This window comes from Wolbachia endosymbiont of Nilaparvata lugens, from assembly GCF_007115045.1.
GTDB lineage: Bacteria > Pseudomonadota > Alphaproteobacteria > Rickettsiales > Anaplasmataceae > Wolbachia.
On sequence record NZ_MUIY01000001.1, the window covers coordinates 214,861 to 229,876 of the forward strand.

16 protein-coding genes are annotated in these 15,016 nt (G+C 34.5%); 6 read left to right on the plus strand and 10 right to left on the minus strand.

Annotated elements, in window-relative coordinates:
- Positions 1–5 precede the first annotated feature (5 nt).
- From bamD to pgsA, 3 genes are all read right to left on the minus strand, one after another.
- A complete protein-coding gene (bamD, locus tag BWZ41_RS01015; protein WP_143689106.1) occupies positions 6–683 on the minus strand; it encodes an outer membrane protein assembly factor BamD in 678 nt (225 codons plus the stop codon).
- Between the two features lie 67 nt (positions 684–750).
- A complete protein-coding gene (locus BWZ41_RS01020; protein WP_143689107.1) occupies positions 751–1,731 on the minus strand; it encodes a hypothetical protein in 981 nt (326 codons plus the stop codon).
- Positions 1,732–1,831: 100 nt separating this feature from the next.
- Positions 1,832–2,374: a CDP-diacylglycerol--glycerol-3-phosphate 3-phosphatidyltransferase gene (gene pgsA, locus BWZ41_RS01025; RefSeq protein WP_143689108.1), complete on the minus strand. Its 543-nt coding sequence runs from the start codon at positions 2,372–2,374 to the stop codon at positions 1,832–1,834.
- Between the two features lie 129 nt (positions 2,375–2,503).
- Between pgsA and BWZ41_RS01030 the strand changes: the two genes are divergently transcribed.
- The 3 genes from BWZ41_RS01030 to grxD are packed head-to-tail and all read left to right on the plus strand — an operon-like array spanning position 2,504 to position 4,420.
- Positions 2,504–3,823 carry a malic enzyme-like NAD(P)-binding protein gene (locus tag BWZ41_RS01030; RefSeq protein ID WP_143689109.1) on the plus strand — a complete coding sequence of 440 codons (1,320 nt, stop codon included), beginning with the start codon at positions 2,504–2,506 and terminating at the stop codon, positions 3,821–3,823.
- 38 nt (positions 3,824–3,861) lie between these two features.
- On the plus strand, positions 3,862–4,080 hold the full coding sequence (locus tag BWZ41_RS01035; protein ID WP_006012412.1) for a BolA/IbaG family iron-sulfur metabolism protein: 219 nt from the start codon (positions 3,862–3,864) through the stop codon (positions 4,078–4,080).
- 16 nt (positions 4,081–4,096) lie between these two features.
- Entirely contained in the window at positions 4,097–4,420 is a 324-nt protein-coding gene (gene grxD / locus BWZ41_RS01040) for a Grx4 family monothiol glutaredoxin (protein WP_143689110.1), read from the plus strand.
- A 243-nt stretch (positions 4,421–4,663) separates the two neighbouring features.
- Here the strand turns inward: grxD and BWZ41_RS01045 are convergent, their stop codons facing one another.
- Complete coding sequence (locus tag BWZ41_RS01045; protein WP_241653840.1) at positions 4,664–5,698, minus strand: efflux RND transporter periplasmic adaptor subunit; 1,035 nt, start codon at positions 5,696–5,698, stop codon at positions 4,664–4,666.
- 268 nt (positions 5,699–5,966) lie between these two features.
- On the opposite strand from BWZ41_RS01045, the gene BWZ41_RS01050 reads away from it, so the two are divergent.
- Positions 5,967–6,230, plus strand: a complete 264-nt coding sequence (locus tag BWZ41_RS01050; RefSeq protein ID WP_096618017.1) for a hypothetical protein — start codon at positions 5,967–5,969, stop codon at positions 6,228–6,230.
- Between the two features lie 226 nt (positions 6,231–6,456).
- Here BWZ41_RS01050 and BWZ41_RS01055 read toward each other — a convergent pair whose 3' ends face one another.
- The 3 genes from BWZ41_RS01055 to BWZ41_RS07600 form a co-directional block, all read right to left on the minus strand.
- The gene (locus BWZ41_RS01055) at positions 6,457–7,845 is read right to left on the minus strand and encodes a hypothetical protein (RefSeq protein WP_143689112.1); all 1,389 of its coding nucleotides are present in this window, start codon (positions 7,843–7,845) and stop codon (positions 6,457–6,459) included.
- 156 nt (positions 7,846–8,001) lie between these two features.
- Positions 8,002–10,671: a pyruvate, phosphate dikinase gene (gene ppdK / locus BWZ41_RS01060; RefSeq protein ID WP_143689113.1), complete on the minus strand. Its 2,670-nt coding sequence runs from the start codon at positions 10,669–10,671 to the stop codon at positions 8,002–8,004.
- Positions 10,672–10,727: 56 nt separating this feature from the next.
- Entirely contained in the window at positions 10,728–10,871 is a 144-nt protein-coding gene (locus BWZ41_RS07600) for a hypothetical protein (protein ID WP_017532507.1), read from the minus strand.
- Positions 10,872–11,331: 460 nt separating this feature from the next.
- Between BWZ41_RS07600 and fabG the strand changes: the two genes are divergently transcribed.
- Entirely contained in the window at positions 11,332–12,066 is a 735-nt protein-coding gene (fabG, locus tag BWZ41_RS01065; protein ID WP_143689114.1) for a 3-oxoacyl-[acyl-carrier-protein] reductase, read from the plus strand.
- 95 nt (positions 12,067–12,161) lie between these two features.
- Positions 12,162–12,500: a TrbC/VirB2 family protein gene (locus BWZ41_RS01070; protein ID WP_143689115.1), complete on the plus strand. Its 339-nt coding sequence runs from the start codon at positions 12,162–12,164 to the stop codon at positions 12,498–12,500.
- A gap of 1 nt (position 12,501) precedes the next feature.
- Here BWZ41_RS01070 and BWZ41_RS01075 read toward each other — a convergent pair whose 3' ends face one another.
- The 3 genes from BWZ41_RS01075 to greA form a co-directional block, all read right to left on the minus strand.
- The gene (locus tag BWZ41_RS01075) at positions 12,502–13,791 is read right to left on the minus strand and encodes a M48 family metalloprotease (protein ID WP_063631059.1); all 1,290 of its coding nucleotides are present in this window, start codon (positions 13,789–13,791) and stop codon (positions 12,502–12,504) included.
- Between the two features lie 71 nt (positions 13,792–13,862).
- Positions 13,863–14,516, minus strand: coding sequence for a 3,4-dihydroxy-2-butanone-4-phosphate synthase (gene ribB / locus BWZ41_RS01080; RefSeq protein WP_143689116.1), 654 nt, complete (start codon positions 14,514–14,516; stop codon positions 13,863–13,865).
- A 3-nt stretch (positions 14,517–14,519) separates the two neighbouring features.
- Positions 14,520–15,014 carry a transcription elongation factor GreA gene (gene greA / locus BWZ41_RS01085; protein WP_143689117.1) on the minus strand — a complete coding sequence of 165 codons (495 nt, stop codon included), beginning with the start codon at positions 15,012–15,014 and terminating at the stop codon, positions 14,520–14,522.
- Between the last annotated feature and the right edge of the window lie 2 nt (positions 15,015–15,016).

The following is a 15,016-nucleotide window of genomic DNA, read 5'->3' on the forward strand; positions in this document are numbered from 1 at the left end:
GAAAACTAATTCACCCCTTCTGCTAACATATTTTCATACTGCTCAGCTTCTAAGTCAAGGCCAAGAGCTAAGTGAGCTGTTATTAAATAACTAATAACTCTAGAAGAATATTTATCGCTTATCATATTTTGAAAACGCTTAATTGCTGCTAAATATTCACCACGCTTTAGGTAAAATTCACCAATAGAATACTCTTTTTTTGATATATGTTCTGTGATTAATTTTTCTTTTTCTTTGATCTCTTCTATATATTCGCTATTCGGAAAAAGATTAATATATTCAGTAGCTAGCTCTAAAGTTTTATATGCAATTTGTTGCCCAAGCTGCACTTTATTAATTTGCATGTAATAAGATAATACTCTTAAGTAATATACATATGGCAAATCTTCACCATTTGGATAAACGTATATATAATCATCCATATCACTTGCAGCACTGCTGTAGTTACCCATATTATAGTAAGAAACTCCAGATAATAATTTTGCTTTCATTGCCCAATAAGATAAAGGATACAAATCCTCTATCTTTTGAAATGCTCTAATAGCTTGCTTATATTTTTTCTGATCATAAAGCTTAACTGCCTCCTCATATAGTTCAGTTTCAGTGTGTTCCAGATCATCCCCATACGAATGCACAAAGGAGCAAATAAGGAGAAAAAAGCATATGATTAAAGTCTTATACATAAGATTTTTTTTGATCAAAATAAAGTATAGACTAAATATTACCTAAATAAACAAATTTTTGGCATTATCATCGAGCAAAAACCTGCCCTTCCCGTATATTACCTATACCAGCACCTGTTGGAACACCTTTTCCACTCACTTCTACGTTCTCTAGCTTTCTAATATAAGAATGTATGATCAATCCACTTCCGACCATCAAAAGAGCAATACCTACCAGACCTAAAGCAGGCCCAACAGCAGATGATGCTAATGCTACTCCAGAAATCAATATTATTCTCCTGATTAGTAATAAAGAAGAACCAGCAAGCATTAACTTAGCTGTAGACATATTGCTTGTCTTTTTTTCAAATTTCTCATCAAAGCCTTGCTCTTTTTCTACTTCAGAATTTTTATTTTTCTTGTACTCAAAATAGCAAAAAGTAGCACTCGCTACAAAGTAGAATATACTAGAAATTGAAAAAGCTACGTCTTCTATTATTCCTTGTGCCAATGCTTCGCTTACTATGCTAGCCACAATAACTAATGTAACTAAAGCAGCATCAGCATAGTTACAGTAATCATCAACTGTATAAGGAATATCTCTCTTTTCTTTTTCTCCATCTTCAATATTCCCCAACTCTCGTTCTTTTTCTGCTATTTTTCTATTATTATAAATTAAATATAGTGTGCAAATAAGATATAAAGTTGTAAAAGGTAATATAGTATGGCTCAATGCGCTACTTATAAGGCCAAGTAATACCTGATCGCTACATGTTTTTTCGAGCTCAATTGCCATCAGCAATGCAAATGGAACCATTGTTGCCAATGATACACATTTTCTATTTAGCTCTCTTTTTTTTAACGTTAATAACTCCTGTTCCAGCTTCTGCTTTTTTTTTCCTTCTTCAAGTGTTAATAATTCTTGCTCAAGTTTTTTTCTCTTTTTTTCTTCTTCATCAACTGTTGACCAGAAATCTCGAAAAAAATCCTCTATTTTAGTATCTTTCTCAGAACTTGATCCCTTAAAGGAAGACTCAGTATTAAAGCTATCTATAATAATACCAGTCATACAAACTTGACTAATTTATAAACTAATACATTATACAGGATTTTAACTACTCAGTCAATATTGTGAAATTATTAACTTTCTTTGTATGCTCTTAAGTAATTTAGTCAATCTGTTTGATGCCAGCTAGAACGTAATTATAGCCTGACCACATAGTCATAACAGCCGCAGCCCATAAGCAAACCACACCTATATATTTAGTTGCTTCATAATCACTCATTATTAACGCTACTATAGCAACCATCTGCAAAAATGTTTTAATTTTCCCAGCCTTGCTCACAGGTAGGCTAACGTTTGTAGCTATCAAAAACTCCCGCATACCTGAAACTAATATCTCCCTACAAACAATTATAACTGACGGTATAATTGTAATATCATCTATCTTGTGCTTATAAACTAGCATGATTATTGTTGAAGCTACTACTAACTTGTCGGCAATTGGATCAAATAACTTGCCAAAATTCGATTGGACTTTCCATGCACGTGCTAAATAACCATCAAAAAAATCTGTAATGCACGCAAACATAAAGATCAATATTGTTATTAGACTTGCATACTTACTTTCTATATAAAAGCTTGATATTATTGCCGGTATTGCGAGCGCACGAGAAATTGTGAGTAAATTAGGTAGATTTTTTTTAAACATGTATCGCAATTCTAATCCAGCATAACAAACTTATACAGAAGCGAAGTACAACTCACAAGCTAATAGTTGAACATTCATAAAAACTTCATATACTTAGGAAATTACTAACGACAAATTCAAAATATAAGAATGAGTAATGATTTAGATAACACTGCAAAACAAGAGGCACTTAAGTATCACAATAGGAATAGTAAACCTGGTAAAGTATCGATAATACCGACAAAACCCTTGTCTACACAGCATGATCTATCACTTGCTTATTCCCCTGGTGTTGCAGTTCCATGCCTTGAAATAGTTAAAAATCCTGAGGCTGTTTATGATTACACGGCAAAAAGCAATTATTTAGCTGTTATTTCAAATGGCACCGCAGTGCTGGGACTTGGCAATATCGGTCCTCTTGCTTCAAAACCCGTCATGGAAGGCAAAGCTGTTTTATTTAAGCGTTTTGCTGACATTGATGCAATTGATATAGAAGTTGACACAGAAAACATAGAAGATTTCATCAATGCAGTAAGGTATCTTGGTCCAAGTTGGGGGGGAATAAATCTAGAAGATATAAGATCTCCTGATTGTTTCATAATAGAAAAACGTCTAAATGAATTGATGGATATTCCAGTTTTCCACGATGATCAACACGGAACTGCAGTGGTTGTTGCAGCTGGTGTAGAAAATGCCCTCGATATTGTTGGAAAGAAATTAGGAAATGTAAAGATCATCATGAATGGTGCTGGAGCAGCTGGTATTGCGTGTTTGGAAATACTGAAGTCTATGGGTGCTAAGAACATAGTACTATGCGATAAACAAGGAGTAATACACAAAGACAGAAAAGAGGATATGAATGAGTGGAAAGAAAAATATGCAATTGACACTAAAGAACGTTCTCTACTCGATGCCATAAAAGATGCTGATGTATTCATCGGACTCTCTGCAAAGGATGTGCTCAGTGAAGGAATGTTAAAAAGCATGGGTAAAGACCCAATCATTTTTGCTCTTGCTAACCCTGATCCAGAAGTAAGGCCTGAATTTGCAAAATCTGTAAGGCCAGATGCAATAATTGCAACTGGTAGGTCAGATTATAACAACCAAGTCAATAATGTAATGGGGTTTCCTTACATATTCAGAGGGGCACTTGATGTATATGCAACGACAATAAATGATGAAATGAAAATTGCCGCTGCAGATGCAATAGCAAAGCTTGCTCGCGAGCCAGTGCCGCACGAGATATCTGCAGCCTATGGTGGTCGTAAAATGAGCTATGGACGTGAATATATAATACCTACTCCATTTGACCCAAGATTAATTTCTATAGTATCTCCTGCTGTTGCAAAAGCTGCAATTACCTCAGGTGTAGCAAGAAAGGAAATAAAGGACTGGAATGAGTATGCAAGTCAATTAAAATCTCGTCTTGCTAGTGCTCTCAGCACGCTGAATCTATTGTCTTCACAATAATCAATTGCATATTTTAGACTTATAATTAAAATAAACTGATGACTATTACAATTCACGAGTTAGAGAAAATTATTAAACAATCATTTCCTGATGCTGATATAAAAATTAAAGACCTTGCTGGAGATGATGATCACTACCATTTAAAAATAACTTCCAAGTGTTTCTCTGGAAAGACAAAAATAGAACAACACAGAATGGTATACAAGGCTCTTGAAGGTCAGTCTATACATGCATTGCAACTAGAAACTGGAGCTTAAAATTAAGGTGATATTTATGAACAACTTTGAACAAATAAAAAAAGACATAGCAGAAAACGATGTAGTGCTGTATATGAAAGGCACCTCTGACTTTCCTCAATGCGGATTCTCCGGGCTCGTCGTATCAATTCTCAAAAATTTGAATGTAAAGTTTAAATGCATCAACATACTTGAGAATGATGAAATACGTCAGTCCATAAAAAGCTTTTCTGATTGGCCAACAATTCCACAATTATATATAAAGGGAGAATTTGTTGGTGGCTGTGACATAACCCGCGAAATGTATGAAAAAGGTGAATTACAAAATTTGTTAAAAGAAAAAAAGGTTATTGCGGAGTAAGTTTACACAGCAGAGTGGCAAAATAAAAACATAGTGGCAGTGTCCAGACACTGACTTCTTTTCTGGATTTCAGTGTCAGCTGCTTGAATGACGCCCTTTTAGTAGCACACACACAACTGTACAAATATTGTCCTCAAAAATGCGAGTAGCTCATTTGGTGTCATCCCAGGTGGGATCCAGGAATTTTGAGTTTTTGATGAGATTATGACCACGCACTGGGATGACAGTCATGTTACATTCGAGTTATACCTTATCACCAGGCTTAACAAATAGATGGCCCAATGTTATTAACTTTATAGGCTTATCTTCGTTATTTACTACCACCCAAACACCATCATCTTCATGATCAACAATTTCTATTGCTGTAAATACCACATAATTATTGTCATCAACAATCTTTATTCCAAGAACGCCATCATCATTTAAACTTAAGGCCGAAGAAGGAATTTTATATGCAAATCTTTCACCTGAAGGGAGGCTTACACTAGCAGTCAGTCCTTGCAAGGATATAATCTCATTATCAGTTACCTTTACCTCCACTCTATAAGATCCAGTTTTAGGCTCAGCAATTTTACTAATAAAACTTACTTCACCTACTAATTCCCTTCCGTCTAGCAAATTAATTTGCGCTGCACTACCCAGTTTTATTTTATTTACTTCATTTTCTGAAACATACAATACCACAAGAACTTGATCAAAATTAACTATGTCAGTTATCTTCTGTCCAGAATTAACAAAATCCCCTTCATTTACGTTGATCTTATCTACATAACCATCAATAGGGGATTTAATCGCAGTATTTTCCAAATCCAACTCTAGCCTTTTTAGGTCAGCTCTTGCACTCTGCAACGCAGTAAAAGCTGATTCCACTTTTATTTGCGCTCCATACCCTTTTGTATTCAATTTTCGAGAGGAATCATACTCAATTTCACGCTGATTTAATAAAGCTTTGGCTTTTTCAACTTGCTCAACTCTGTCATAATCTTCTATCTTTAAAATTACATCGCCTCTCTTTACCTTTTCACCATCAGACAAATAAACGGCAATAACTTGACTACTTGTTCTTGAGACAAGGCTTGCTCTATGCAAGGGATTTACTGTACCAGAAAAATTTAAATATACAGCGCGATTTTGTGGAGTATAATCCTGAGTTTTTACTGAAAAACTACTAATTGGATTATCACTATGAACCGCCTGATCTTTTTTTAAAAATGTACTGTTGATAAAAAACAGTAGAATAAGAGCAATACCGGAAACAATGATTACTTTGTTTCTCATCCTTAAACAGTAAAATTTATTGACCAATCTTGTTAGAAACAAGTGCATAAAATTTCAAATCAGAATCTAAGTATAATACATCTATTGTCACTTTATAAATAGTTTTATATGAGCACATTTTCCTATAATAAGTAAGTTTTTTATTGCTAAAATGGAATTTTTAATCAAGAAACCGTATCTGAAAAGTTATTATGCTAATATAGGTATTAACATTATATTAGCATATAAGTACTAACGTGGTATTAGTTCTATAATTAAGGAATATATTATGACAAATCTTATACTCAATCCTCCATTTGAATGGAAGGCACTTCATGATTGCTATAGAGAATGTGAAGAAAAATCACCAGGTAATAGTTGGCAGGTAACAGCGGAGCGAAATAATTGCGAGTGGTACTGTCGTCTGAAAGATACTCATGGCTTATTTAAATCTGATTCACAAGAAGAGTCGACACTTATTGATATAAGTAGTACATTAAGAGAGATTGGAAATAAATTTTGTTATCTCGCAGATTCAGTTTCTGTTCTATAGTAAAATAAAGGATCAAAGTTCAATTAGTAAGTCTACTTTTGTAGACTTACTCTCTCATATTGACTCAACTGCAGCGCTGAAGTGCTAATGCCTGGGCTTTTTTTTACTGACTTTCCGTATTTTCAGGAAGAGGAGATCCTATTAACGCTATAACGTCTGATAATTTATTTATCGATGGTCAATTTTATGTATCCATTCAGCAGAGTGGTAAAATAAGGTAAGATCTTTAGCTCTTCACTAAACGGGTACCCAATTGCTCAACACTATCAATTTTAATTTGTAAAGTGCCCTTTATAAATTTATTAGCCTGGTCTGTACTCATAAAAACTGTATGTTTATTGGGCATTAATTTTTCCATAACAGCTCTATCTTTATTTTGCAAATGACAAATATAGCTATACTCTTTGAAATCTAGAAGTTTAGCAAAGCTATCACGATCATTCTCATGGTGAAAAGCAACATTTATACCTACTATTTCGTCCGTTTCTTGCAGCTTTCCATCTTTATCTATTACCTGTGCCTTAGCAAGCGCAACTGTAGGCTTATGGCCATAATTTGTTCCAATAACCCTTCTTATTGAATGTTCTATTGCTATTTCTTGCACTTCAGGATTTTCATCAAACTCTTTCAAAAAATTAAGGTGTAAGTTAATATATTCAGAGTATTTCAATCTGTGTTTTTTATGTATAGCTGGTTTATAGGACAGCTCGCTTGTAGGTGACTTATAGCTTGCAAGGAGCAATTTTTGTTCATACTGCTCATTAAATTCCTTTATCTTTTCAAAATGTCTTTCATATTGAGTCAACCCATCTTTTCCTTTTTTCTCCATCCTTTCCAAGAATTTCTCTACAGGTTCCCGTTTGGCTAGAGTAATTTTGCGTATAAACGGAATTTGTTTTTTCAAGCTAATCCAATATGGTAGGAAAACAACTTTTGCATCTTTCGAAAATAGACCTTCTAATTTTTTCACTGCATTGTATAAGTTTGCTGATTCTGGTTTATAATGCCCGCTATTATTGTCTATATAAGTTATTTTACCATTTACCACTTTCATTAAACCAGAACATAAAACTGGCCTACCACCTGCAAGAGTTGAATGACGATAAGCCCATTCGCTTTTGTTAACATTAATATGTTCATGAGTTAATAGCTTTCCATCAAGCGTGATCACATAAGCTACACAACCTTTTTTACCCTTACTAATTTTATCAGTTGTATCATATAGTTTGCCTTTAAAGCCTTGTAACTTGTTACCTTCCACTTCTGGCATTAAGTCCACGTATAATTTTCCTTTATAAGGAATTTTAGTATATTCTACTTGGTCATCTGGAGTAAAATACTTAACCCTTGTATTAGTTCCAGGAATTTTTCTTCCTTCAACTCCAACTTCTGGAAACAAATTATATCGTGGAAAAAAATAAGTAAAATTATTCTCTATCCAATACAGAATCTTATTTATGATACCAAAAACTTTTCTATTACCTAAATCAATAGAGAGTTGCTGTTCCTTTGGTACTGCTAGATGATTGGACTTTGTACCAGATTTGCCAAATTCTTTAGCAGCATATTTAAACTTTTCTAGTAAATATTCCTTACGTTCTTTTGATACTGACATTTTTACCTCACCCACTATTATTTTATCCTATATTATTTTAAACAAAAAGTCAATCTTTCTTAAGATATTAAGAAAAAAGTAGCAGCAAAATAGCTAAACTGACTTAGATTTATCGACAATTTGAAAAATCATCATTCCGCCACTTGTTAGCGAAATCTATGTTCGTACAGTTGTGCTGCCCAACAAACTTATGCTAAGCTGTGCTGCCACTAATTTTGCAACCGGTACTCTATATGGTGAGCATGAAACATAATCCACCCCTGACTTGATGAGAAACTCTATAGATTTTGGATCTGCTCCATGCTCTCCACATATACCCAGCTTTATTTTTCTTCGGGTTTTTTTGCCTCTTTCAATGGCTATCTTGATTAACTCCCCTACCCCTTCGATGTCCAGCACTTCAAATGGATCATTGTCAAATATATTGCTTTCCTTATAAGAATCGAGGAAATTAACTGAATCATCTCGTGAAAGTCCCATGGTTGTTTGCGTTAAATCATTAGTGCCAAAACTAAAAAACTCTGCATGTTTTGCTAACTTATCAGCAATCAGTGCTGCTCTTGGTAGTTCTATCATCGTTCCGATTGAATAACTCACATCGAAATTTTTAGCCTCTTTCTTTACTAACTCGCATATCAGAACAAACTCTTTCTCGCTCATGATAAAAGGAATCATGATTTCAGGTTTCACTTCTATCTTCTTTTCTTTCCTTAATTCACTTGCAGCACTGAGTATTGCCCTAATCTGCATTTTATATATTTCAGGATGAGAAATAGCAAGCCTACAACCTCGATGGCCAAGCATTGGATTTTTTTCTGATAACTGTACTATTTTATTTTTTACTGATTCAACTGACTTATTCAGTGATTTGGCAATTTTCTCTATAATAGATTGATTGTGGGGCAAAAACTCATGTAGAGGTGGATCAAGTAAACGTATAGTAACCTCCCTGCCCTCCATAATAGAAAATATTTCTTTGAAATCAGACTTTTGCATTTCTTCGAGTTTATTTAATGCATTTGCCCTTTCATTTTCATCATCAGCTATTATCAATTTTTGAATGAATTCGATTCTATCACTAGCAAAAAACATATGTTCTGTGCGACATAATCCTATACCTTCTGCACCGAATTCTTTCGCAATTTTTGCATCTTTTGGAGTATCAGCATTCGCTCTCACCTTCACTGTTTTGATTTTATCTACCCAGTTAATTATCGTTTTGAACTCTTGAGATAATTCAGGCAAAACTGTCGGAAGAATACCAAGCATAACCTCTCCTGTTCCTCCGTCGATGGTGATTGGTTCACCTTTATTTACTTTTATATCCCCCATAGAAAGAAATTTTTCATCTTTATCAATATAAAGTCCACTTAGACTACAAATACATGGTTTACCCATTCCACGAGTTACAACAGCGGCATGGGAGGTCATACCTCCCCTCGCTGTTACTATTCCACTTGCAGCATTCATTCCATTAATATCTTCAGGGCTCGTCTCTGATCTTACCAAAATTACTTTTTTACCCTGCTCTGCAGCTTTTTCAGCATCACTTGCACTGAATACTACATATCCAGAAGCAACACCTGGAGAAGCTGGCAGTCCTTTGCCTATTACTTCTTGATCGATTTTAACATCAAGAACTGGATGCAATAAATTGTCAAAAGTTTTTGGATCAATTCTCAATATTCTTTCCTCTTTTGTAATAACTCCTTCGTTTACCATATCAACTATCATGCGAATAGCAGCTTCGGCTGTGCGCTTGCCAGACCTAGTCTGCAAAATCCATAACTTACCGTCCTGTACAGTAAATTCGATATCCTGCATGTCCTTATTATGTCTTTCAAGTTTTTCACATACCGCGCATAATTCTCGGTAGACACTTGGTAGCAACTTCTCCATGGTACTTTCTTGCTCCCCGTCAATTGGCATAGGAGTATAAACACCAGAAACCACATCCTCACCCTGAGCATTAACTAAAAACTCACCAAAAAGCTTTTTTTCTCCAGTTGAAGGATTCCTTGTAAATATCACACCAGTTGCTGAATTATCATTCAGATTACCAAAAACCATTGCTTGCACGTTGACTGCAGTTCCAAGGTTTTCAGGAATATTATTTATTTTTCTATAGGAAACAGCTCTATCATTTTGCCAAGAAGAAAACACTGCATTTACTGAATTGAGTAACTGTTCTTCAACGTTCTGCGGGAAATTTTTTCCTATTTTCTCATATACTACATCTTTGAAATCATTAACAATCCCCTTTAAAACATCAACATCAAGATCAGCTAAGCTTTTTGCTCCACTTTTTTGCTGTTCACTATCAATAATGTCTTGAAATAGGTTGTGGTCAAGCTGTAGTACAACATTCGAGTACATCATGATGAAACGGCAGTAGCTATCGTAAGCAAAACGTTCGCCACTTTTTTTTGCAAGACCAACAACGGTTGCATCATTTAGGCCAACATTTAGGACTGTATCGAGCATGCCCGGCATTGAATTCACACTACCAGAACGTATGGAAACTAATAAAGGATTATTTGAATCCCCGAATTTACAACCGATGTCACTTTCGAGCATCGCCATGTAGTTTTTTATCTCGTTACGTAGATCACACGACAATTCATTATCTTGACAATAGGCCTGACAAACAGCAGTGGAAATTGTAAAACCAGGTGGAACAGGAATGCCAATGTTACACATCTCTGCCAGATTTGCTCCCTTCCCTCCTAGTAGATTTCTCATTGCTGCATTGCCTTCACAGTTGCTTTGGCTAAAGTAATATACTAACTTTTCTTGCATTTTTTTCGGATTTTCACTAATAAACATACTATTCTAATAAATTTGTCAGGCAGGAGTAATAAATTTTGTAAAATTCAGCACAATTAAATAGCCTCTTTTCCTTTCATTCTAGTGTCCCTATTGTCATTCAAGTCTGTCATCTCAATGAACTCTATGATATCATTCCAGCGCATGACGCTGGAATCCAGTTCGTCCATAATCTCAACAAAAACGTTGTGTTTTAGCATAATTTTGTGCTCAATATGATTATTTATAGTAAAGACTTCTGGATTCCAGCATCAAGTGCTGGAATGACACCGTCATACCTGTTGGAGTATGAATGTAGCCTTATCTCACACTCCTGTCATACCAGTACTGGTATCCAGAAAACTGATCAAGTAATAAGAACTAGTCACGCGCTGGCTCTCTTAAATTACTTTAACTATAAGTGTTAAGAAATTTACCAATCAAAAAAAGGCAAAAGAATCCACATGGTGCTAATTTTATTACTGTAATTGATAATGTGCTAACGCTTTAAATAAGCGCGATCTGGCCGAATGTAGAAAAAATAAAAAAGGCATGCAGCCGCCATAATTTCGCCAATAAATACAAGATTTGTCAAGAAGCTTCTATTAAATGAAAGTTATGAAAAAATCTATTGCAAGTCTTTTAATATTCTGTTAAGAGCTGGAACAAATAAAAATTATTATGTTTGGATTAGAGAATAAGAAATTTCTGATTACTGGTGCATCAGGAGGAATAGGCCAGGCAATTGTAGAAATTATGCATAAGGCCAGAGCAACTTTATGTATTTCTAGTACAAAAAAAGAAATAATCGAAGAAGTTGCTAAAAAATATGAAAAAAACATTCACGTACTTCCTTGCAACTTATCAAATCCTGAAGAGGTAAATCAACTAATAAATAAAGCAAGTGAGTTGATGAAAGGCTTTGATGGACTCATATGCAATGCAGGAATTACACAAGACAGCTTATTGTTGAGAATGACAGATGAAGCATGGCAAAAAGTGATTGACATTAATTTGACCTCCACATTTAAGCTAAATAGAGAAGCATGCAAGAAATTCATTAAAAATAATTGGGGAAGAATCATAAATATTTCCTCAATAGTAGGATTGACAGGAAATGCCGGGCAAGCAAATTATGCAGCTTCTAAAGCTGGGATAATAGCCATGAGTAAATCTATAGCAAAAGAAGTTGCAAGTCGTAATGTAACAGTAAATTGTATTGCTCCTGGATTTATAGATACTAAAATGACTGAAGTTTTAAATGAAGGACAAAAGGAAAAAATATTAGATAACATCCCAATGAAAAGAATGGGAACAGGAAAAGAAATAGCAGCAGGAGTATTGTTTTTAGCAAGCGATGAGGCAAAATACATAACGGGACATGTGCTTAATATCAATGGTGGGCTATTTATGTAGCAACACTTATTTATGGACAAATTATAAGTTTTACTTTAAAATAAGTATATATATAAATTTATTTTCGCGTTAGTTTATTACTTGGAGGCAAAAGAATGAGCTATATAATAAAAAAATTTTTTAATGCTTTATGTATAGTGCTGTTTCTCTCTTTTTCAGATTACGCAAATGCTGCTAATGATATAGATGATACAACTGCCCAAGTAATATGCAATATTATTGGTTATATTTGGGGAATAGGTGGGCCACTTATGACTGTAGTCATAATAGGTGCAGCTTTGCTTGCAATATTTGGTAGAATGCCATGGCCAGCTCTCTTTGCCTTAGGTATGTTTTGTGGTGTATTTTTTGGTGCCAAAACGATTATAACGAAAATTATACCCAATATAAGCGATGAAGTAAGAGAGACGTTGAATAAGTGTGGAGAAAGATAACCTAAAAATAAGTGTGTTTTTGTGTGTATTGTTCCTTCATATCCTCAATTTGCAGCAGGCAAGAGCTATCTTTCGGTAAAGTTTTAATAGCTAACTCAGCGTATTTCATAAATTTCTCTAAATTACCTTCAATACAAGCCTTTTTCGTCAAAGCAAAATAATACATTGCCATATCAGCGCTACGTTTATATGCAATACTTAAATACTTCCAGACAAAGGCGTTATTTGTTTCTACGCTTGCAACCTGCTCTAGGTAAAAAATTGCCTTCTCTATTTCACCGTGTAATAATAAAGTATGAGATAACGCAAGTTTCACTAAATAGTTATTCTTCTCAGATAAATATCTAAGTGATTCTTCATACATTTTTATTGCTTCACTTAAATTTCCAGCTTTGTATAACATCTCCGCTTTTAATTCATATAAATAAGGATCATTGCGTGACTCTTGAATCAATGAATTAACTTTAGTAATAGCCTCTTCTATCTTTCCTTGCCTATAGTGAATTACAGCATTTACATACTTAGAACTACCTTCATATTTATTAGATAACACATGAATAGGAGCAAAGAAAGAGTCTAGCTTTGCAACCATACGCTCAAACTTCAGCAATTTATCTGCAAGGATTGGTTTTATATTGTTTTTAACCTTATAATTCTGTACAGCAAATATACGCTTATCACTAAGTGGGTGAGTGCGGAAATACTCTTCAGTGTTTTCATGCTCAATACTCTTAAAATAGTCAAAAATCTCTTTCATACCCAAATTATCATAGCCAGATTCATCTAGGTATCTTAAAGCATAGCTATCTGCTACACTCTCTTGCTCTTGAGAATAGTTAAAAAACAACCTTGAACTAAGCGTTACACCACTAAGCAAGATTGCACTCGCAACCTGAGGGTTAATGACAATACTAGAAACTAATCCTACCATATAACTAATCATTGCTATTGATTGAAAATAACCTACAGCACTACTCATTTGTAATACATGACCAGCAGATATATGAGCAATTTCATGTGCTAATATACCAAGTAAGACATAAGGTTCAGTCGAATATTGTAAAAGCCCTAAATGAATGAAAATGCTATTATTGTTAATTACAAAAGCATTAATCGATCTATCATCAACTATAAAAACTTTTATTTTATCATTATCAATACCCGCAGCAGAAAATAAAGGTTGCGCTAGATCCTTAACTACCGCTTCCACTTCACTATCTCTAATAATACTAACAGAGTAAGCGCTATTACAGTATACGAAAAAAAATAGTAAAACAAAAAGCTTAGACATGGAAATTCCTTGTTTGTATAACTTTGAGGAATTTTATATTTTAACACTTAAACTATACGAATCTATAAACGCTAGTTTAAATTTTGAACGTAACTGATAAGTTTATCAATGGTAGTTAACTTAATATTATGTTGTTCAGCAAATTCAAGCAACTGGGGTAAGCGCATCATAGATCCATCATCATTCACTAGCTCACACCCTACAGCCGCATGATTAGATCCAACCAATTTTGCTATCTCAACACTTGCCTCAGTATGACCGTTGCGTGCTAAAACCCCGCCCTCACTTGCAATAATAGGAAAAACATGACCAGGAGTAATAATATCATCCTTAGTACTTTTTTCATCAATAGCGGTAAGTATCGTATGCGTTCTATCATGAGCAGAAACACCCGTTGTAATACCATAACGAGCATCAACTGACGTAGTAAATGCAGTGTGAGGAATAAGTGCTTCATCTACATTACTTCTCTTCATAAATTCAAGGTTAAGTTTATTCATGTAAAACTTCGTCATAGCTAAAAACACAATACCAGTGCCATACCTAACCATAAAAGCAATATGTTCTGGCTTCACCTTTTCAGCTAAAACAACCAAATCACCTTCATTCTCTCTATTTTCATTATCAACTAAAATGAATAATTTACCGGAACGCGCATCCTCTAATACACCTTCCACAGAAGAAATGAGAGACAGATCAATTGAAGGGTAAGCTGCTTGTACCATGATTTACTTAAACTCAATCTTAACTATTTTATACAATTTCTCTCCATTTGGCACTATCACTTCCACATACTCACCAACTTTTTTGCCAATTAAAGCACTACCGAGTGGTGAATCCGTAGAGATCAACTGCTTTGAAGCATCAGCTTCATATCCACCTACAATCTTATAAACATATTCAATTTCACTGTTATCATCATTTAACATGCTTACCGTAACAGTTGCACCAAATATTACTGAATCACCAAACAAATCTTTCACTTCTATTACTTCTGCATGCGAAAGCTTATTTTCTAACTCGATTATACGACCTTCAATAAAACCTAATCTTTCCCGCGCAGCATGATACTCTGCATTCTCTGATAAATCACCTTGATCACGGGCATCAGAAATAGCTTGTATGATAGAAGGTTTTTCTTCCTTTAATTTCTCAAGTTCGACTTGCATACTCTCAAAACCTTCCCTTGTAATAGGGAACTTGTTAACAATGGATGAAGTCATAA